This window comes from Serratia sp. szju, from assembly GCF_044594185.1.
Taxonomy (GTDB): Bacteria; Pseudomonadota; Gammaproteobacteria; order Enterobacterales; family Enterobacteriaceae; genus Serratia; species Serratia bockelmannii.
The window spans coordinates 725,254-746,086 of record NZ_CP172576.1 but is presented as its reverse complement, the minus strand read 5'-3'; the positions used below and the strand labels follow the sequence as shown (position 1 = coordinate 746,086).

The following is a 20,833-nucleotide window of genomic DNA, read 5'->3' as shown; positions in this document are numbered from 1 at the left end:
GGATGAAGGCGCCCGCCGCTTGTGGCTACAGTAGGCGCCTTTGCCGTGGAGGATCTCATGCTGAGTGACCTGCGGGCGCTGACGCGTCCTTTCCGCATCATGTTGTATTCCGCGCTGGCGCTGCAGGCGCTGGCCGGCGTCAGCTCGCTGTTTCCCTGGCTGGCGATCGCCCGGCTGGTGGACGCCTCACCGGTGGCCTATCCCTTCTGGCTCGGCGTCGCCGCCGGTGGCCTGGCGCTGTGGCTGTTCGCCCAAACGCTGGCGCTGCATCTGACTCATCTGCTTGACGCGCGTTTGTGCCACCGGCTGCGCAGCCAATTGGCCGCCAAGCTGGCACGCCTGCCGCTGAACTGGTTTGTGCGACAGGGCGAGAGCGGCGCCGCCCGGGCGCTGTCGCAGGACATTCAGGCGCTGCATCAGCTGGTGGCCCATGCGCCGGCGGAACTGGTGCAGCTGGCCGTCGTGCCCGGCTGCGCGCTGGCGCTGCTGGCGGCGGTGCAGTGGCCGCTGCTGCTGTTCGCGCTGATACCTTTGCTGGCGGCCGCGCTGCTGTTTCGCGTCATCCGTTCGCCGCGCCTGCGGCCGGCGTTTGAACAACGCGATCGGGCGTTTCGGCAGTTGAACGACGATTATCGGCAGCTGGCGGCGCATCCGCTGTTGGCGCGCCAGTTTCCCGGTGCGGGCATCGAAGCGCGCGCCCGGCAGAGCCTGCGGGACTTTCTCGCCGCCTTTCACCGCTGGCTGCGGCGTATCGGCGCGCTCGGCGCCGTGACCCAATTGCTGCTCAGCGCCGCGCTGTCGGCCGGCTGGCTGTTGCTCGGCGCCCGCTGGCTGGCGCCCGATCTCACGCTGGCGGAGCTGGCGCTGTTCGTGTTGCTGTTGCGCAGCGTGTCGCAACCGGTGATGGCGATGGGGCACGGCGGCGATGCATTGCGCGCGGCGACGCTGGCCGCCGGCCGCATTCGGGCGCTGCTGGCGCATCCCGAAATACGCTGGGGAGAGCGCTCGGCGATCGCTTCGGCGCCGCAGGGGGCGGCGCTGCGGCTGAGCGATCTCGGTTGCCGACAGGACGAACGCTGGTTGTTGCAGGGCGTCAATCTGGCCGTCGAACCGGGGGAATGGCTGGCGATTGTCGGGGCGTCGGGCAGCGGTAAAAGCACGCTGCTGCGGTTGATCGCTCGTTATAGCGAGCCGGATAGCGGAACGGTATCGCTCAACGGCGTGCCCGCCGACGCGTTTTCGGCGCAGGCATTCAATCAGATGGTGGCCGTGGTGCCGCAGGAGCATGCGCCGCCGGCGATGTCGCTGCGCGACAACCTGACGCTGTTCGCCGCCGGGGCGGAGGCGGCGCAGCTGCGGCGCGTGCTGGCCGCGCTGGGGCTGGCGGCGCGTTTGCAGGAGCGGTTGGATGAGGCGCCGTCGCTTTCCGGCGGGGAGGCGCAGCGTCTCGCCATTGCCCGGGCGTTGCTGGCGCGGCGGCCGCTGCTGTTGGCCGACGAACCGACTTCGGCGCAGGATCGGCAGAGTCGCGAACGCATCCTGACGGCGCTGGCGCAGCTGCCCGCCACTCGGCTGGTGGCAACGCACGACGCGGAACTGTGCCGCCGCGCCGATCGGGTGGCGGTGCTGGCGGAGGGGCGGTTGCTGGCGGTCGGCACGCCCGCCGCGCTGGCGCAACATCCGGCGCTGCTGGCGGCGTTGGCCGAGCGCCGGGAGGTGGACGATGAAGCGTGAGCTGGCGCAGGCGCTAGCCCCGGCGCTGTTGTTGATGGCGTTGGCCGCAGCGCTGGAGGGCGTCTGCGCCTTGCTGCTGGCGGCGGCGGTGGCGAGCTGGCGGCAAAATCCCGGCCATTGGTTAGGGTTGCTGGCGCTGGCCACGCCCCTCGCGCTGGCGGTGCAGTATGCGGCGGCCACCCGCGGTTTCTTCGCCGGCGGCGCGGTGATGAACGCGTTGCTGCGGGCGCTGTTCCGCCGTCTGCCGCGCGCGCTGTCGCCGCAGGAGCAGACGCCGGGCCTGTTGACCGGGGCGATCGGCCAGGCGATGTCGGCGCCGGCGCACCTGCTGGCGCCGCTGGTTGGCGCGATCGTCACGCCGTTGACGCTGGTCGCCGGGCTGACCTGGCAGAGCCTGGGAATGGCGCTGGCGTTGCTGGCGGCCGGCGTGCTGTTGGCGCTGGTGTTGCGCGGTTCGGCGGTCCGGCTGCACCGGCGAGAGCGGGAGCTGGGGGAGGCCAACCAGAATATCGAAGGGGCGCTGATGCAGTTTGCCCGTCATCAGGCATTGCTGCGCTTCGGCTACGGGCAGGCCGCCGCCGCCGAAGCGCTGACGCAGCGGTTGGATAGCCATCATCGAGCGCATGCCGCGCTGCTGCGCCAAAGCCTGCCGTATCATCTGCTGTTCAGCGCCGGGTTGCAGCTGACGCTGTTGGCGGCATTGTGGTTCGGCGCCCATGAGGTGTTGGCGCAGCGCCTGAACGCCGCCCAATGGCTGGCGCTGATGATTGTTCTGGCCCGCTCGTTGGAGCCGCTGCTTCAGCTTTCTCACCTCGATCAGGCGCTGCGTCAGTTGAAGAACGGCTGGGGCCAACTGCGCCAGACGCTGGCGGCGCCCGCGCTGCCGTTGCCGGAGCGGGACAGCCCGGCGCCGCAGGACGACGGCATCGCGCTTGAGGCGCTGAGCCTGGCGGCGGCGCACGGCGGTTGGCGGTTGCGGGAGATAGGCGGAGCCTGTGCCGCCGGAGAGATGTTGGCGATCGTCGGCCCTTCGGGCGCCGGCAAAAGCAGCCTGCTGAGCCTGATGGCTCGCACGCAGGATCCGACGGCGGGGCGGGTGTTCTACGGCGGCGGTGACGTGCGCGCGCTGTCAGCGCGGCAATTGGCGAGCGGGCGTGGCGTGATGTGGCAAGACAATCGCCTGCTGCGCGGCAGCGTGCGCTGGAATCTGACCCAGGGGCGAACGGATATCGGCGATGAGCGTCTGCTGGCGCTGTTGGCGGCGCTGGATCTGCCGCCCGACGTGCTGGAAGAAGAGGTCGGCAGCGACGGCGATCGTTTCTCCGGCGGGCAGAAGCAGCGGCTGTGCCTGGCGCGCACGCTGCTGCAGGGGGCTCCCCGGCTGCTGTTGGATGAACCGGGCGCCAGTCTGGATCGGCGCAACGCCGAGCGCGTGGCGGCCCTGCTGGCCGGCTGGCCCGGCACGCGGGTTGTCGTCACCCACGATCCCGCGTTGGCCTGTCGGGCGGATCGGGTGTGGGTGCTGGAAGGCGGGCGGCTGACGGCGGCGGGCAGCCCGGATGCGCTGCGCGAGGCGGGGGGATGGTTCGCCCGTTTCTGCCAGGCGAAAATGACCGGCGATCGATAGAGAAACTCCGGCAATCGAAAAAGTCGCGGCGGCCGTTTTGTTAGATTGATAACGATTATCATTTAACAATAACAACCAGGGAAAAACATGCGACTCATTCACCTCTCACCAGTGGCGGCCGCGACGCGCCGCGGCGCGTTGCTGTGCGCGCTGTGCGGCACCGGGGCGCTGGCGCAGGATGCGCCGGCCAAAACGGACGTAAAAGAAGATACCCTCACCGTGACCGCCGGCGCGGCGGCGCGGGATGACTATGTGGCTCCCGGCGTCACCACGCTGGGGAAAATCCCGCTGAAACCGCGTGAAGTGGCCCAGTCGGTCAGCGTGATCGATCGCCAGCAGATGGACCAACAGAACCTCACTTCGCTGGACGCGGTGATGACGCGCGCCACCGGCGTCACCAGCGCCCCCTTCGTGTTGCTGACCACCGCGTGGTATGCGCGCGGCTTCAAGATCGATTCGTTCGAACTGGACGGCGTGCCGACGCTGCTGGGCAATACCGCCAGCTCGCCGCAGGACATGGCGGTGTACGAGCGGGTGGAGATCCTGCGCGGCTCCAACGGCCTGCTGCACGGGCTCGGCAACCCGGCGGCCACGGTCAACATGGTGCGCAAGCACGGGCTGGCGCAAAACCGCACGCAGTTTACCGCCAGCGCCGGGAGCTGGAATCAGTATCGCGGCGAAGCGGATGTGGGCGGCCCGCTGAACGCCTCGGGCAGCGTGCGCGGCCGGGCGGTGATGGCATGGGAAGATCGCGATTATTTCTATCGCGTCTCGGATCAGAAAACCCGTTTGCTGTACGCCACCGTTGATGCCGATCTGACGCCGGACACGTTGCTGCGCGTCGGCGCGCAGTACCAGACCATCGATTCCGTCACCAACATGGCCGGGGTGCCGATGGGGAAAGACGGCAGCGATCTGCACCTGCCGCGCAGCACCTATCTGGACGTGGACTGGGATCGCTTCAAATGGGACACCACGCGGCTGTTCGCCGCCGTGGAGCAGCGGCTGAACGACGCCTGGCAGCTCAAGCTGAGCAGCGATTATCTGTATGCCAAGTCGCGGCTGCTGTATGCCGGCGCCTGGGGCAACGTCGATCCGGCCACCGGCGACGGCGCGGCGCTGATGGGGGGCGCCTATCGTTTCCGCAACCGGCAGCTGGGGCTGGATGCCAGCCTGAACGGCAAGATCGACGCCTGGGGACGACAGCACGAGCTGATCGTCGGCGCCAGCTACACTCATGCCGAAGAGGAGCAGTTCACCGCGCAGTTAGATCCGGCGTTTCAGGTGCCGGTTAACGTCTATCGCTGGGATCCGCACGGCGTGCCGAAGCCGGCGATCGGTGCCTACGGTTCGCCGGGATCGACCAAAACCATTCAGCGCGGGGTGTACGGCATGGGCCGCATCAAACTGGCGGAACCGCTGACGCTGGTGGCGGGCGCGCGTGAGAGCTGGTGGCAGCTGCGTTCACCCAGCGACAGCCTGGAGGAGAACGCGCGCCTGACGCCCTACGGCGGCCTGATCTGGGACTTCGCCGAAGACTGGTCGTGGTATGCCAGCTACGCCACGGTGTTCCAGCCGCAGACCGGCAAAACCTGGAGCGGGCAGATGCTGAAGCCGGTTGAAGGCCGCACGCTGGAAAGCGGGGTGAAGGCGTCGCTGATGCACGGCGCGCTCAACCTCTCGGCGGCGGCGTTCCGCATCGATCTGGAGAACAATCCGCAGGTGGACCCCGATCATCCGGGCGGCGGTTTCGATACCTGGTACATCAGCGGCGGCAAGGCGCGCAGCGAAGGCTTCGAACTGGAAGGGCGCGGCTATCTCACGCCCTGGTGGGACGTCACGCTCGGCTACACCTATACCGACACGCGCTACACCCGCGACGTCAGCAACCAGGGGCGCGCCTACAACAGCCTGACGCCGCGTCATATGCTGCGGCTGTGGAGCGATTACGATCTGCCGTGGGATCAGCGCAAGTGGAGCATCGGCGGCGGCATCCAGGCGCAGAGCGCGTTCAGCAGCGCCAACGGCGCGACGACGCTGCGTCAGGGCGGCTATGCGCTGGTCAACGCCCGGCTGGGGTATCGCATCGACGAGACCTGGTCGGCGGCGCTCAACGTCAACAACCTGTTCGATCGCCGTTACTACGCCGGGCTGTTCTCGCCGCAGTGGAACAACCGTTACGGTGAACCGCGCAACCTGATGTTCACCGTCAAGGCCGAGTTCTGATGAGCCCGCGCGTATGGGCGGCGTGCCTCGGCAGCGCCATGGGGGGCGTTACCCTGGCGCTGCTGTTGGCGCGCGGCTACCCCTCGGCCGACCCGCTCGATCGGCTTTACGGCGCGCTGTTTCTGGCGCTGTTCGGCGGCATCGCGTTGCTGACGTATAGCCTGCTGGCGCCGGACTGGCGTCGCACGCTGCTGCGCGCCTGGCTGTGGTGGCCGCTGCCGCTGGCGTTGCTGGAGGCGTGGCGATGAACGCCGTCGCGCGACGGGCGTTGGCGGCGCTGCATCGGGGCTGCGGCGCGCTGTTCGGCTGCGCGCTGTTCGTGATCCTGTTCACCGGCTGCTGGAGCCTGGCCGGCGACAGCTTCACGCTGTGGTGGAACGGCGTGACGATGAGCGGCGAGCAACGGCCGTTGGCGCAGCTGCTGGACGACGCGAAAGCCTACGGTGAAGACGGCGCGGCGCCTTACGTCATACTGCCGAGCGTGCGTTATCCGGTGATTCGCTTTTGCCGCGCCCCGGACGACTGCGCCCTTGCGCTGAGCGCCGTCAGCGGGCGGCCGATCAGCCTGACGGCGCCGACCACGCTGTTGGTGACGCTGCACAAGAACCTGTTTCTCGGCTTTCCCGGTCGGGTGTTTCTCAGCCTGTTCGGCATTGCGTTCACTGTGTTGCTGATCAGCGGGATTGCGCTGCATGGCCGACGGCTGCGCCAGCTGTTGCAGCTGCGGCGGCGTCAGGGGCTGCGGGTGCTGCTGTTCGATCTGCACAATCTGTTGGGGCTTTGGTGCTATCCGTGGCTGATGATGTTCGCTTTGACCGGCGCGCTGTCCGGCCTCGGCGCGCTCGGTACGGTGCTGCTGGCCGACCGCGTCAGCCCCGGTGCGCCACAGCGGGTGATGGCGCAGCTGATGGGCGGCACGCAGCCCGCGCTGCCGATGCCTGACGCCGGGCGTACTCCCGCGCAGACGCTGGCGGCGCTGCGGCGCCAGGCGCCGGAATTTACGCCGCAAACCCTGCAGCGCGCGCCGGATGGCGCACTGCTGGCGGTGGGCGGCGTCACCCGCGGCATTCCCAGCAGCGCGCTGTTCGAGCAATTTCGTTTCGGCAGCGGCGAGCAGCCGGCGCTGATGCGGCGCAGCGCCGCTCGTCAGGGGCCATGGACGCGCGCGTTCATCGCCGTACAGCCGTTGCACTATGGCCAATACGCCTGGTTGCCGCGGGCGGCGGCGGCGGTGAGCGCATTGCATTTTCTGGCCGGGTTCGGCGCGGCGACGCTGGCGCTGAGCGGGCTGGGATTGTGGTGCCTGCGGCAGCCGCAGCGCCGTGCCGCGCGCTTTATCACCGGCGTCTGCTGCGGTCTGACGGTGGCGGGAAGTTTGCTGTTGGCCGCCCGGCCGCTGGCGGCGTTCCCTGCCGCCTGGCTGTTTTGGGGAATGTGGGGCGCGGTGGCGCTGTCGGCGTGGCGGGTTTGGCCGGGGTGGCTCTTGTTCGGCAGCGGAATGGTCGGCGGCACGGCGCTGCTGGCGGCGGCGCTCGGCCATATGCTCAGCGCCGGCCCCGGCCTGTACTGGCTGGACAGCGCTTTATTGTTGGTCAGCGCGGCCCTGTTCGCCGCCGGCGCCTTGTTATGGCAATCGCGCGGCGCCTGGCCGCGCCAATCGGAGTAAAATATGCGACAACTATTGCAACATCGGCATCTGGTGCTGACCCTGGGGCTGCTCTATTTCAGCCAGGGCATCCCGATCGGCATCGCCATGGATGCGTTGCCGACCCTGCTGCGCCATGACGGCGCCAGCCTGCAGGCGCTGGCGTTTTTGCAGCTGGTGGGGCTGCCCTGGGTGGTGAAGTTTCTTTGGGCGCCGCTGGTGGACAATCACTGGTCGCCGCGCTTCGGACGCCGCCGCAGTTGGATTATTCCGCTGCAGTGCGTAGTGACGCTGTGCCTGATCCTGCTCAGCGCGGTCGGCATTTCCGCAGCGGCGGCCGGGCTGTGCGTCGCGCTGCTGGTCGTCGCGTCGCTGGCCAGCGCTACGCAGGATATCGCCACCGACGGCATGGCGGCGGAACACGTCAGCGGTGAGTTGCTGTCGCGCGTCAATGCCATTCAAATCGCCGGGGTGATGAGCGGCTTCTTCGTCGGCGGGGCGGGCATGATGATGCTGAGCGCCAGAGTCGGCGTGCAGGGTGCGCTGCTGGCGATGGCGATCTTCCCTGCCGCCAGCCTGCTGGCGATTGGCCGCTTCCGGCAACACGCCGATCTGCCGCCCGAACGCGCCGCTTCGCGTCCGGCCAGCCTGCTGCGCACGCTGCGCCGTCGCGGCGCGGCGCGGTTGCTGACGCTCACGCTGCTGTCGGCGGTGACCGCGGTATCCGGCTTCGGGTTGGCCAAGCTGTTTTTAACCGATCACGGTTGGACGCCGGCGCAGATCGGCCAGATAGGCATGGCCGGCGGCATGGTGACGCTGGTGCTCGGGTGCGGCGGCGGCGCCTGGCTGGTGAGCCGGCTCGGGGTGTGGAAGGCGTTCGCGGTTGGCCTGGGTTGCGCGCTGGGCGCCGCGTTATGCTGGCTGGCGATGGCCAACTGGGGCCTGCAATCCGGTGGCGTGATCGCCGCGGTGATGGGCGGCGCGCTGGCTTCCGGCGTGACCTCGGTCGCTATCATGACTGCCGGCATGCAGTTCGCCGCGCAGGGCGATCAGGCGGGCACTGACATGACCATGGTGCAAAGCTCGCGCGATATCGGGGAAATGGTCAGCAATATGCTGATGGTGGGGATGACCGCCAGCCTCGGTTACCGTTTCTCCTTCGGGTTGGCGGCCGCGCTGGCCGTGCTGCTGCTGGGCATCAACCTGGCCAACTACCGGCGCCATGCGGGGGCGCAGCGGCAAGAAGAGTAGAGGCGATCGCTGGGGCCGGTTAAGCCCGGCCTCGATGTTTAACCGCGAAACGGTCCAGTTTCCCGGCCGGCCAGAGCCAGCGTGGTTCGGTGGCGGCCGGGCCGTATTTTCAGAAGGGGGCGAGGTAGCTGAGGACGTCTTCGATGCTTAGTTAGAATGAAAGATGTTCTGCCCTTTTTATTTCATTGGGATCTTTGCGCTCCCAACCCCCCAATCCTTCCCCGAATCTCCTCCTCCGGCAGGTCCACGCCGATAAACACCAGCGTACTCTTGCGCTCTTCCTCCGGCAGCCATTCCCGATCCCAGTCGGCGTTATACAGCCGCTGTACGCCCTGGAACAGCAGGCGGCGCGGTTCGTCTTCGATGGACAGAATGCCTTTGTAGCGCAGCAGGTTGTCGGCGTATTCCAGCAGCAGGCCTTCCATCACGTCGGAGATTTGCATCAGCGGCAGCGGCCGTTCCAACGTTACCACGATCGAGCGGATGTCGCTCTGCGGCTGCGGGATGCGGCGGAACAGCGGGGCCGGCGGCGTCAGGTTCAGTTTGTCGTTCAGCGTAAAGCCTTCGATGTCGAACAGCACGCTCAGATCGATATCGCCGTGAGTCACCTTATACACCGGCGCGCGGGCGTTCATCCGCTGCAGCCGCTGGATCAGAGCCTCGCAGTCCGGCGCCACGTCGGTTTTGGTCAGCAGGAGGCGGTCGGCGTAGCCCACCTGCGCCTGGGCGATGCTGAACTGGCTCAGCTGCTGCTCGGCGTGCGCCGCGTCCACCAGGGTGATGATGCCGTCCAGCAGGAAGCGCTCGCACAGGATCTCGTGCGAGAAAAAGGTCTGGGTAATCGGGCCGGGATCGGCCATGCCGGTGCATTCGATGATCAGCCGGTCGAACGCCAGCTGGCCGCTGTCGACGCCGTCCAGCAGATCCAGCAGTGCGTCCGCCAGTTCGTTGGACTTGCTGCAGCAGATGCAGCCGTTACTCAACGTGGTGATGCGGCTGGCGCGATCGCCGATCAGCGCGTCGTCGATCGGCACTTCGCCGAACTCGTTCTCGATGACCGCGATTTTATAGCCGTGTTCGGCGTTCAGGATGTGGCGCAGCAGGGTGGTTTTGCCGGCGCCCAAAAAGCCGGTCAGGATGGTGACTGCAATGGGTTTCATACGGATCCTTGTGACTGCGGGTTAACAGCAGCGCATGCCGCCTTTACCGTCGCCGCCGTAGCGCGCTTGCTGGCGCTCGCGGAAAAATTCTTTATAGGTCATCACCGGCTTGTCCGGGTGGTTGTCTTTCATGTGCTGGACGTAGGTATCGTAGTCAGGCACGCCCACCAACATGCGCGCCGCCTGCCCGAGATACTTCCCCGCCTGGCCGAGATTTCCGAACATAAGCCTTCTCCAACTTTACCCTGCATCACTACAGCGCTTGCTTAAGCCTGATATTAGGGGAAGCCGGGGGATGGGGTTCCCGCAGGGATGCCCCACCTCCGGGTCACCCCGGGTATCTCGATTGCATCGCGCCGCACGCCTGGCATCTTGCGATACGTAGGCCGTGCGGCTTTGGGTACTACTTAACGTTTATTATGCAGGGTATCCGTTAAATCACATCAATGCTGGGTCGAAACTTTGACTTCCCCCTCAGTTACGCCGTCGGCGGGCGCGGCCTGCGGCACCGGCACGTAAGGCGTTTCCTGGTCGGTGCGTTTCGGGTTCTTGTGCGCCGCCATCGCGGTTTTCACCCCGTAGAAGATGATGCTGTACACCACCAGCAGGAACAGAATGCTCAGCCCGGCGTTAGTGTAGTTGTTCACCACGATGTGGTTCATGTTGGCGATCTGCTGGGCGCTCAGCTCGGCGCCGCCTTCGGCGATCTTGCGCTTGTACTCGCCGGCCAGGAAGAAGAAGCCTTCCAGCTGCGGGTTGTCGCTGAACAGCTTCAGGCCCAGCGCGTAGGTGGTGCAGATCAGCAGCCACACCGCCGGCAGCACGGTCACCCAGATGTATTGGGTGCGCTTCATCTTAATCAGCACCACGGTGCCCAGCACCAGCGCCACGGCGGCCAGCATCTGGTTGGAGATGCCGAACAGCGGCCACAGGCTCTTCACGCCGCCGAGCGGATCGACCACGCCCTGATACAGCAGGTAGCCCCACAGCCCGACGCAGCCGGCGGTGCCGATGATGCCGGCCACCAGCGAGTCGGTTTTCTTCAGGAACGGCACGAAGTTGCCGAGCAGATCCTGCAGCATAAAGCGGCCGGAGCGGGTGCCGGCGTCCAGCGCGGTCAGGATGAACAGCGCCTCGAACAGAATGCCGAAGTGATACCAGAAGCCCATGTTGGCGCCCGGAATGATCTGGTGGAACACGTGGGCGATGCCCACCGCCAGCGTTGGCGCGCCGCCGGCGCGGTTCAGCACCGAAGGTTCGCCGATGTCGGTGGCGGTCTGCAGGATCTGTTCCGGGCTGATGACGAAGCCCCAGGAGCTGACCGCCGCCGCCGCGTGCACGGTGACGTCCTTCAGCGAGGCCATGATCATCGGCGCATCTTCGGTGCCCAGGCGGTGCAGATCCGGCATGGTGATGCCCAGCGCCGCCGGCGGGGTGTTCATGGCGAAGTACAGGCCCGGTTCGATGATGGACGCCGCCACCAGCGCCATGATGGCGACGAAGGACTCCATCAGCATCGCGCCGTAGCCGATAAAGCGTGCGTCGGTCTCATTGGCCAGCAGCTTCGGCGTGGTGCCGGAGGCGATCAGCGCATGGAAGCCGGAGACCGCGCCGCAGGCGATGGTGATGAACAGGAACGGGAACAGGGTGCCTTTCCATACCGGGCCGGTGCCGTCGACGAACTGGGTGACCGCCGGCATTTTCAGCTCAGGGTTGAGGATCACGATGCCGATCGCCAGCCCGACGATCACGCCGATTTTCAGGAAGGTGGCCAGGTAGTCGCGCGGCGCCAGGATCAGCCACACCGGCAGCAGGGCGGAGACGAACGCGTAGCCGATCAGCGTGAAGGTGATGGTGGTGTCTTTAAAGGTCAGCGCCGGGCCCCAGTACGGGTCGTGCGCCACTACGCCGCCGAACCAGATGGCGGCCACCAGCAGCACGATGCCGATGATTGACACTTCACCCACGCGGCCGGGGCGCAAGTAGCGCATGTAGATGCCCATAAACAGCGCGATCGGCACGGTGGAGCAGACGGTGAACACGCCCCACGGGCTTTCCGCCAGCGCTTTCACCACGATCAGCGCCAGCACCGCCAGGATGATGATCATGATCAGGAAGCAGCCGAACAGCGCGATGGTGCCCGGTATCGGCCCCATCTCTTTTTTAATGATCTCACCGAGCGAGGCGCCGTTGCGGCGCGAGGAGATGAACAGCACCATAAAGTCCTGCACCGCCCCCGCCAGCACCACGCCGCCCAGCAGCCACAGCGTGCCGGGCAGGTAGCCGACCTGCGCGGCCAGCACCGGCCCCACCAGCGGCCCGGCGCCGGCGATGGCGGCGAAGTGGTGGCCGAACAGCACGTTCTTGTTGGTCGGCACGTAGTTCAGGCCGTCGTTGTTGACCACCGCCGGGGTGGCGCGGCCGGCGTCCAGCTTCATCACCCTGGTGGCGATGTACAGGCTGTAGTAGCGGTAGGCCACCAGATACACCGCCACCGAAGCGACGACGATCCACAGCGCGCTGATGTGTTCGCCGCGGCGCAGCGCCACCACGCCGAGGCAGGCTGCGCCGAGTATCCCCAGCAGCATCCACGGAATGTGCTTTAAAATCCCCTCTCGTTTCATGAGGTATCCTTAATTCCAGTCTGCAAAATATGAATGAACTCATCCGCTTGTAAGAGATGTCAGAGTGGCGCGGTGAGCCGTAGCGTCTTTCCCGAGGTAAGGCGGGTTTAGGAACAGCTCATCATCGCCGGGGGTAAGGGGGGAAGACAGGCGTATTTCGGTCAGCGGTCAGATCCGCCGGGTGAACGGTTGGATTGGCGGGGTGAGCGGTTTGTTGCATAACCAACAGCCGCCCGTCAGCCGCTGTTGCCAATGCAGCACCCGCCCGAACTCGCTGGCTTTAAACGCCCGGTTTTTCAGCCAGATGCCTTAATGCGGCGGTTGGCACACATCCTGCTATCGGTTTTATAACCAAAACAATATTTTCAATATTTGTAAGTCAATAATGGTTATATGCGCGCCGCATAACGGCGCCGACGGTCAGAGGGAGAGAAGCATGTCAGCAGCAAACCACTCGCAGCAGCCGATTCAGTTCGCCTACTGGGTGCCGAACGTTTCCGGCGGCCTGGTGATCAGCAATATCCCGCAGCGCACCGGTTGGGACATCGGTTATAACCGCAAGCTGGCGCAGATCGCCGAGCGCGCCGGTTTCGACTACGCGCTTACCCAGATCCGCTTCACCGCCGGTTACGGCGCGGAAAACCAGCACGAATCGGTGTCGTTCTCACAGGCCCTGTTGGACGCCACCGAGAAACTGAAAGTGATCGCCGCGCTGCTGCCGGGGCCGTGGAACCCCACGCTGGCGGCCAAACAGATCGCCACCATCAGCCATCTTTCCAACGCGCGCATTGCGGTGAACATTGTCAGCGGCTGGTTCCGCGGCGAGTTCAAGGCCATCGGCGAGCCGTGGCTGGATCATGAGGAGCGCTACCTGCGTTCGGAAGAGTTTATCCGCTGCCTGCGCGGCATCTGGACTGAGCCCAGCTTCACCTTCGCCGGCGATTTCTACCGTTTCCGCGACTACTCGCTGAAGCCGAAGCCGCTGGCGCCGTTGCCGGAAATTTTCCAGGGCGGCAGCTCACGCGCGGCGCGCGACATGGCGGCGCGGGTCTCGGACTGGTATTTCACCAATGGCAACAGCGTGGAGGGCATTCGCCGGCAGGTGGAGGACATCCAGAGCAAGGCGCAGGCCAATCACCATCGGGTGAAGGTGGGGGTTAACGGTTTCGTCATCGCCCGCGAGAGCGAACAGGCGGCGCAGGCGGTGCTGCAGGAGATCATCGATCACGCCAACCCGGAGGCGGTGCAGGGCTTCGGGCACGAGGTGAAAAACGCCGGGGCGGCCTCGCCCGAGGGCGAGGGCAACTGGGCCAAATCCACCTTCGAAGATTTGGTGCAGTATAACGACGGGTTTAAAACCAACCTGATCGGCACGCCGCAGCAGATCGCCGAGCGCATCATCGCGTTGAAAGACGCCGGGGTGGATCTGCTGTTGCTGGCGTTTCTGCACTTCCAGGAAGAGGTGGAGTACTTCGGTCGCGAAGTGATCCCGCTGGTGCGCGAACTGGAGCGCCAGCGGGCAGCGGCCTGAGCGTTCAACCCGTTTGCAGGGTTTGCAGCAGGTGGATAAAGGCGGCGCTGAGCGGCGGCGTGGCCGGCTCATGGCGGGTAAAGACGTAAAAGCGCGCGCTGATGTCGATCTCGTGCGTCGGGATTTTCTGCAGGTGCAGCTGCGGGGCGTAGTGCGCGACCACCCGATCGCTCAGCAGCGCGATATAGCCCTGCTGCCTGACCAGGCACCAGGTCGCCAGAAAGGAGTCGGTCTCGACGATCTGGCCATGCGGCGTGTAACGCTCGGCGATCTCGCGGATGGCGGCGTGCCCCACCGAGCAGGAGCGCGGCACCACCCATTTGGCTTCGGCCGGCGGCTGCCCGGCGGCGGTCAGGTCGCCCCCTTGATAGAGCGAGAAGCGCTCGCTCTTCAGCGCCTGCATGGCCAGATCGGCGCCGCCCGCCGCGCCGTTCAGGCTGCTGACCGCCAAATCCAGCTCGCAGTTTCTCAGCCGGGCGAGCAGGCCTTCCGGGCCGTCTTCCACCACCGTCACCCGGGTATGCGGGTAGCGGCGGTTGAAGCCTTCGAGCACCTGGGGCAGGTAGCACAGCAGCGGATCGACGCTCATCCCCACCCGCAGGCGCTTCTCGCCGCCGGCGCTCATGCCGCGCAGCTCGTCAAACGCGCTGAGCAACTGATTGGTGGCGGCGTCTATCCGCCGGTAAAACAGCTCACCGAGCGCCGTCAGGCGCACGCCGCGGTTGCTGCGCTCCAGCAGCCGCGCGCCGATGGACATTTCCAGCTCTTTGAGCACCCGGCTTAGCGTCGGTTGCGAGACGGCCAGTTTTTTCGCGGCATCGTGCAAACTTCCGCAGTGAACGATGTCTTTGAACATCGTCAGATGAGCCAGTTTTGGCATGGTTTTCATGGTGGATCTCCCTGGAAGTGAACGGCATTAGCCGGAGCCGGCGATGCGGCTGTAATAGGCCTGTTTCATCATGCTGTCGTTCAGCAGTTTATTGATGGTCTGGTCGAGCACCGGCGTGGTGACGGAGGCCGGCATCAGCGTGGCGGTGATCTCCACGTCGTCGTCGCCAAAGGGTTCGATATCCAGATGCGAGATAAAGCAGTTTTCTCCTTGCAGCACCTGTTTGAATTTGGCCAGCGCTTCACGCTGTTCATGCTCGAAGGCAATGACGCAAATCTGGTAGGTGGATTCGCCGTTAACGTCATTGAAGGGCTGTTTGTTGACCATATTGACCAGCGGGCGCAGCAGGGTGTTGGCGGCGAGCACGAACAGCGTGGCGGCTAGCGCATCGCCGTACAGGCCGCAGCCGGCGCAGGCGCCGACCGCCGCGGAGCCCCAGAGCGTGGCGGCGGTGTTCAGGCCGCGGATGTTCATCCCTTCTTTCATGATGGCCCCGGCGCCGAGAAAGCCGACGCCGGAGACCACGTAGGAGATGACCCGCACCGCGCCGCCGCTGCCGTCGATGGTCATGGCCAGGTGGACGAAGATCGCCGCGCTGGTGGCCACCAGCGTATTGGTGCGCAGCCCGGCGGTGCGCTGGCGGAATTGTCTTTCGTAGCCGATGGCGGCGCCCAGGACGGACGCGGTCAGCAGCGTCAGCAGTGTATGAATGAAATGCATGATAATAACTCGATGTATTATCCGCTTATCATGAGCCACCCGTGGCGGGGTAACTCTTGATAAACAGGTAGTTAAGTTGGCGGGACTCGTCCCGCCAGGCCAGGCCAGGGCGGCGCTCAGTGCGCGGCGGCGATCTGCCGGCTGAGCGTCTCGCTGATTTTGTCCGTCAGCGGCTGCATCCCCTCGCGGGTGCGCGTCTCGCGGCGCTGCGCGATGTGATAGCAGCCGTCGAGGGTGCCGGCGCCCAGCAGGAGGATGCGATCAGACATCATCACCGCTTCCTCTACGCTGTGGGTCACCAGCACGATGGAGCGGGTTTTGATCTGGCGCGTGCTCCAGATGCGCAGCAGATCGCTGCGCAGGTGTTCGCCGGTATAGACGTCCAGCGCGGAAAAGGGCTCGTCCAGCAACAGCAGCATCGGTTCTACCGCCAGCGCGCGCGCAAAGCCGACCCGTTGGCGCATGCCGCCGGAAAGCTCGCGCGGGTAGGCGTCGCGGTAGGGCGCGAGACCGACCAGATCGAGCATTTTCAGCGTCTGGGTTTCGACCACCTGCGGCGGCAGATCCTGCGCCTGCAGCCCGAAGGCGATATTTTGATAGACGTTCAGCCACGGGAAAATGGCGAAGGTCTGGAACACCATGTTGATCTGCGGATTCGGCCCCGAGACTTTTTTATCCCCCAGCATCACGGTGCCCAGATCCGGCGCGATCAGGCCGGAAAGTATGCGCAGCAGGGTGGATTTGCCCGAGCCGGACTGCCCCAAAATGCTGACGACCTCGTTATCGTAGAGGCGCAGGTTGATTTCATTCAGCACCAGGCGTTTTTCTTTACCGGTAGGCTGAACGCTTTTGCTGACGTTATTAACCGTCAGCAACGTGGTTTTTTTTACCATCATGATGTTTCTCCACTCAATTAAAAATATGAGCATGGAAAAATGACCGATAGTTATCGCCGCGCAGGGGTAAAATAAATGCGAGCGCAAATAATCCTGAGCGTTATCGGACTGTTAATAAGCGTATGCTGGAAGGATTAGCCTGTCAGGCGCGCCGGAGCGGCGTACGCGGAGGCCATGTGCTGAAGGGGTAAAGCGAAGGGATGTGGTAACTGACGCATATCCTGACACTTTCAGGATGCAATGGGATGACTATTGCTCCTGTGACCTCAGCGATTCCAACAATAAAATAAACAACCAACTGTCGCCGTCCATATCATTTCCCCGTTATTTTTCGTGTGGCCATAATACGCGTGATATTGCCTGTGATTCAATGTGGTTAGGCGGAATTATCGCGGCAAAATGTAATTTAATATGAATGCGGGAAAGTTTTTCTTTATTTATTAAACGGGGCGTCAACGAAAATCATGAGAATGAATATAGGCGTTATTTTATGGAAATATAAACCTGAATTAAACGAGAGAATAACAGGGCGGGCGCAAGACAAATAATGAACCGGCCGCAGCGCGCGCTGCGGCCGGTATCGGGTCAGAACTGATACATGATGCCGGTTTCGACAATGTCGTCGGCGCCGGCGCCGACGGCGTTCTGCCGTTGCAGCAGGTTGAGCTTGTACTCCACGTAGGTCGACATATTGGCGTTGAAGCTGTAGTTCAGCGCCAGATCCAGGTATTTGACCAGATCGGCGTCGCCGATGCCGGGCAGGTTACGGCCGCGCGTTTGCAGGTAGGCTACCGAGGGCGTGACGCCGGAATCGAAGTGATACTGCGCGACCGCCTCGACGGCGTCCGCGCGGGGGGCGAAGCCGGCGTAGCGATCGCCGTTGACGTAGGTCATGTTCTCGGTGCGCGCGTAGCTGGCCGCCAGGTAGAGGTTGTCCTGGTCGTATTTCAGCCCCAGGGTCCAGGCCCGGGCGCGATCGCCGTCAGCCAGGCCGAAGCGCTGTTGCGCCAGCGTGCGCGCAGAGTTGGCGTAGGCGCCGCCAACGTTGAGCCCCACGCCGGTGTCGTAGGTGGCGGAAAAGGCGTAGCCATCGCCGTTTTGCGTCTGGATATCCTTCGCCCTTTGAGCGTCGTCCCCCCGATTCTTCCCCTGATATTGCAGGCCGAGATCCAGGCCGTCGACCAGGCCGCCCAGGCTGCGGTTGTGGTAGGTTAGCAGGCCGTTGGCGCGGCCGGTCATAAAGTTGTCGGCCGCTTCGTAGCTGTCGTTGCCGAATTCAGGCAGCACGTCCGTCCAGCCGGCCACGTCATACAGCAGGCCGTAGTTGCGGCCGTAGTCCAGGCTGCCCCAGTGGCCGAACGTCAGCCCGGCGAAGCCCAGCCGGGTATAGCTATTGCCCGGCCCGGCGCTTTCCGGCTGATCGAGCCCCGCCTGATATTCCCATTGGCCATACCCTGTCAGCCCGTCGGCGATCTGCGTCTCGCCTTTGAAACCGAAGCGGGTATAGGAGCGGTCGCCGTTATTGTCGGCGTCGCTGCTGAAGTAATGCACGCCGTTCAGCTGGCCGTACAGATCCAGTTTATTGCCGTCTTTATTGATGATTTCCGCGCCGGCGGCGGCGGCCGGCAGCAGGATGATCAGCGTCATCAGCACGCTTTTATGGTTCATTTCAGTTCCCCAAGTGGATGAAAACAGGGCCGTTAACCGGCCGATTGCGCTTGCGCGATTTTTTTGTATAGGCAGCTGCGGATCCGATCGGTGAGGTGCCGCAGGCTTTCCCGGTTGCGCGCCGCACGCGGGATATTGACGCTGAATTCGTCATCGATCCGTTTGCTGGTCGCGTCCAGGATCAGCACCCGATCGGACATCAGCACCGCCTCTTCGACGTCGTGGGTCACCATCACCATGGCGCGCGTGCGCAGCCGGTTGTCTCCCCACAGCGCCAGCAGATCGCTGCGTAGTTTTTGCGCGGTAAAGATATCGAGGGCGGAGAAGGGCTCGTCCAGCAGCAAGACATCGGGCTCTACCGCCAACGCCCGGGCGAAGCCCACGCGCTGGCGCATGCCGCCCGAGAGCTCGCGCGGCCAGGCGTGCTCATAGCCGCTCAGCCCCACCAGGCGCAGCAGCGCCCCCAGCCGCTCGGCGATCGTCTGCGGCGGCAGCCGTTGCGCCAGCAGCCCGAAGGCGATGTTGTCGTACACCGTTAGCCAGGGATAGAGCGCGTAGGACTGAAACACCATGCCGGCGTTCGCGCTCGGGCCATTGATCGGTTTGCCCGCCAGGGTGAGCGTGCCGCTGTCCGGCGGGATCAGCCCGGCCAGCATGCGCAGCAGCGTGGACTTACCCGAACCGGATTGCCCCAGAATGGTGACGAACTCGCCGGCGTGCACGGTCAGCGACACGTCGCGCAGCACGGGGGTGGGGCGCTTGTTTTCGCCGATAAACGTCTTGTTCAGCCGGCGGGCGCTGATAATTACCTCTTGAGTCAGCATGTTGTTCCCCCTTGATCAGTCATATTTGAATTTGGTTTCCGCGATGCGATACAGCGGTTGCCAGACGAAGATGATGCACAGCGCCACCAGCGCACACATGGCGGCGCAGCCCAGCGCAGACTCCGGGTTCTTACCGGCGTCGGTGACGACGGAAATGAACGCACCCAGCCCGGTGGCGCTGAGGGTGGTGCTGCCCCACTGGATCACTTCGGCGGCGATGGCGCTGTTCCAGGCGCCGCCGGCGGCGGAGATGATGCCGGTCACGATGTAGGGGAAAATTGCCGGCAGCATGTAGTAGCGCCACCAGCGGAAACGGCGCAGCCCGAAGGTTTCGCTGACCTCGGTGATCTGCGTCGGAATGGCGGAAACGCCGGCGATCACGTTGAACAACACGTACCACTGGGTGCCCAGCATGATCATCGGGATGGCCCACCAGCCGAGATCCTGATGATAAATGGCGATAAAGGCGGCGATCAGCGGGTAGAAAATGTTGGGCGGAATGGCCGCCAGGATCTGGATGATCGGCTGGAAGATCTTCACCAGCCGTGGATTCATGCCGATCCACACCCCCAGCGGCGTGAAGATCGCCACGCTAAGTAGCATGGCCGCAGCCACGCGCGCGGTGGTAAGCAGCATCCATTCCGGCAGCATGGCGAAGTACTGTTTGGGGAAGTATTCCCACAGCCGGTAACCGAACCAGACGCAGGCCAGCACCACGCCGAGATACCACAGGCTGCGCCACAGCCAATTGCCTTTGGCGGCGAGGCGAAACAGGCGGTGCAGGCCGAGGGCGTACCACAGCCGCGGCAGCTTGAACAGCCACAGGTCAGCCAGCGCGCGCAGCGTGCGGCCGAGCGCCGCGCCGACGTGCGAGAAGGCCAGGCTGTTGTAAAACCACGGATTGCCGAGCGGGCGATTGGCGGTGACGTCTTCGTATTTGAAGCGGGCGGTGTAACGCACCAGCGGGCGGAAAACCAGCTGATCGAGCAGCACGATGTTGGCGGCCAGCGCGACGATCGCATACAGGATCGCCGGCACGTTCTGCTGCGCCAGCGCTTCGGCGATATAGGAACCGACGCCGGGCAGTTCGACCGAGCGATCGCCGACCGGAATGGCTTCGGAGGCCACCAGGGCGAACCAGGCGGCGGATTGCGACACCATGGCGTTCCACAGCAGGCCCGGCACCGAATAGATGAATTCCAGCCGCCAGAAGCGTTGCCACGGGTTGTAATTGAAGCTGCGGGCGGCTTCATCCAGCTCCTTGGGCACGATGCGCAGCGTCTGATACAGCGTCAGCATCATGTTCCAGGCCTGGCCGGTAAACACCGCGAAGATGGCGGTGCACTCCAGCCCCATCACGCTGTGCGGGTAGAGGTTGAGAAAGTACACGGTCGTGAAGGTCAGGAACCCCACCAGCGGCACCGACTCCATAAAGTTGACGAAGGGCAAGATCACCCGGCGCAGCGGCGCATAGCGCGCGGCCAGCACGGCGAATACCACAGAAAACAGCAGCGACCAGGCCATGCCGAGGAGAAAACGCATGCTGGTTCTGAGCGAATAATAAAGCAGGTTCCAGGCATCGAGACTAATGGCAGAGACGTTTTTTTCATTAAAGTCGCCGTGCATGTCGCCCCACGCGCGAATAAAAAAGGCAATGAAGAAAACGCCGATGGCGATAACGATAAAGTCATTTAAATAAGACTTTCTGAAAATAGATGTACCCCGGTTATTTTGCATAACGCAATACCTTATTTTTCCCATAAGAAATCCGTCGCCGCTCGGGTAATAGACCCGGCGACACCAGATAAATACCGCTGTAGCGGTTGAGACAGACGTTGTTTTCGCAGCGGGGCGATGGGCGGGCAGGCAGAGCGGGAAAGGCCGTCAGAAGGGGAGCGGTTGCCGCATTCCGTATCTTTCAGAATGCAACGTGGATGGCATTACTGAAAGGTGCCCAATAGCATTAGCATAAAACTAAAACTTTCATCGCCCATAGGGCCCTCCTCGGTTTAAATATGGCCCGGAGAGGGTAATGTGT

At 64.3% G+C, this 20,833-nt stretch carries 16 protein-coding genes; 7 read left to right on the top strand and 9 right to left on the bottom strand.

From position 1 onward, the window contains the following. The first annotated feature begins 57 nt into the window (after positions 1-57). From RE418_RS03640 to RE418_RS03615, 6 genes are all read left to right on the top strand, one after another. Positions 58-1,734 carry an ABC transporter ATP-binding protein gene (locus tag RE418_RS03640; RefSeq protein WP_089181623.1) on the top strand — a complete coding sequence of 559 codons (1,677 nt, stop codon included), beginning with the start codon at positions 58-60 and terminating at the stop codon, positions 1,732-1,734. Beyond that, positions 1,724-3,361 carry an ABC transporter ATP-binding protein gene (locus RE418_RS03635; protein WP_089181624.1) on the top strand — a complete coding sequence of 546 codons (1,638 nt, stop codon included), beginning with the start codon at positions 1,724-1,726 and terminating at the stop codon, positions 3,359-3,361. Before RE418_RS03640 ends, RE418_RS03635 begins: the two co-directional genes overlap by 11 nt. A gap of 87 nt (positions 3,362-3,448) precedes the next feature. Continuing rightward, positions 3,449-5,587, top strand: coding sequence for a TonB-dependent siderophore receptor (locus tag RE418_RS03630; RefSeq protein ID WP_199559658.1), 2,139 nt, complete (start codon positions 3,449-3,451; stop codon positions 5,585-5,587). Next, positions 5,587-5,835, top strand: a complete 249-nt coding sequence (locus RE418_RS03625) for a hypothetical protein (protein WP_049279053.1) — start codon at positions 5,587-5,589, stop codon at positions 5,833-5,835. The genes RE418_RS03630 and RE418_RS03625 overlap by 1 nt, the downstream gene beginning before the upstream one ends. Continuing rightward, positions 5,832-7,253 (top strand): PepSY domain-containing protein, encoded by a 1,422-nt coding sequence (locus RE418_RS03620; protein WP_233494372.1) that lies wholly within the window; start codon positions 5,832-5,834, stop codon positions 7,251-7,253. The genes RE418_RS03625 and RE418_RS03620 overlap by 4 nt, the downstream gene beginning before the upstream one ends. 3 nt (positions 7,254-7,256) lie before the next feature. Then, positions 7,257-8,483, top strand: coding sequence for a RhtX/FptX family siderophore transporter (locus tag RE418_RS03615; RefSeq protein ID WP_213928181.1), 1,227 nt, complete (start codon positions 7,257-7,259; stop codon positions 8,481-8,483). Between the two features lie 182 nt (positions 8,484-8,665). Here the strand turns inward: RE418_RS03615 and yjiA are convergent, their stop codons facing one another. From yjiA to RE418_RS03600, 3 genes are all read right to left on the bottom strand, one after another. Further along, positions 8,666-9,643 carry a GTPase gene (gene yjiA / locus RE418_RS03610; protein WP_089181627.1) on the bottom strand — a complete coding sequence of 326 codons (978 nt, stop codon included), beginning with the start codon at positions 9,641-9,643 and terminating at the stop codon, positions 8,666-8,668. A 21-nt stretch (positions 9,644-9,664) separates the two neighbouring features. Next, positions 9,665-9,868, bottom strand: coding sequence for a YbdD/YjiX family protein (locus tag RE418_RS03605; protein ID WP_004953088.1), 204 nt, complete (start codon positions 9,866-9,868; stop codon positions 9,665-9,667). Positions 9,869-10,086: 218 nt separating this feature from the next. Continuing rightward, on the bottom strand, positions 10,087-12,267 hold the full coding sequence (locus RE418_RS03600; RefSeq protein ID WP_033631682.1) for a carbon starvation CstA family protein: 2,181 nt from the start codon (positions 12,265-12,267) through the stop codon (positions 10,087-10,089). 436 nt (positions 12,268-12,703) lie between these two features. On the opposite strand from RE418_RS03600, the gene sfnG reads away from it, so the two are divergent. Then, positions 12,704-13,798, top strand: a complete 1,095-nt coding sequence (gene sfnG, locus RE418_RS03595; RefSeq protein ID WP_025305137.1) for a dimethylsulfone monooxygenase SfnG — start codon at positions 12,704-12,706, stop codon at positions 13,796-13,798. A gap of 4 nt (positions 13,799-13,802) precedes the next feature. Here the strand turns inward: sfnG and RE418_RS03590 are convergent, their stop codons facing one another. The 6 genes from RE418_RS03590 to RE418_RS03565 form a co-directional block, all read right to left on the bottom strand. Beyond that, positions 13,803-14,687: a LysR family transcriptional regulator gene (locus RE418_RS03590; RefSeq protein WP_089181628.1), complete on the bottom strand. Its 885-nt coding sequence runs from the start codon at positions 14,685-14,687 to the stop codon at positions 13,803-13,805. Between the two features lie 27 nt (positions 14,688-14,714). After that, the gene (locus tag RE418_RS03585; protein WP_019453282.1) at positions 14,715-15,407 is read right to left on the bottom strand and encodes an MgtC/SapB family protein; all 693 of its coding nucleotides are present in this window, start codon (positions 15,405-15,407) and stop codon (positions 14,715-14,717) included. Positions 15,408-15,523: 116 nt separating this feature from the next. Further along, positions 15,524-16,303 (bottom strand): ABC transporter ATP-binding protein, encoded by a 780-nt coding sequence (locus RE418_RS03580; protein WP_033641721.1) that lies wholly within the window; start codon positions 16,301-16,303, stop codon positions 15,524-15,526. Between the two features lie 585 nt (positions 16,304-16,888). Beyond that, positions 16,889-17,971, bottom strand: a complete 1,083-nt coding sequence (locus RE418_RS03575) for a porin (protein WP_089181629.1) — start codon at positions 17,969-17,971, stop codon at positions 16,889-16,891. A gap of 32 nt (positions 17,972-18,003) precedes the next feature. After that, on the bottom strand, positions 18,004-18,795 hold the full coding sequence (locus tag RE418_RS03570; protein WP_043136251.1) for an ABC transporter ATP-binding protein: 792 nt from the start codon (positions 18,793-18,795) through the stop codon (positions 18,004-18,006). A 15-nt stretch (positions 18,796-18,810) separates the two neighbouring features. Beyond that, positions 18,811-20,532 carry an ABC transporter permease subunit gene (locus RE418_RS03565; RefSeq protein ID WP_233494374.1) on the bottom strand — a complete coding sequence of 574 codons (1,722 nt, stop codon included), beginning with the start codon at positions 20,530-20,532 and terminating at the stop codon, positions 18,811-18,813. Between the last annotated feature and the right edge of the window lie 301 nt (positions 20,533-20,833).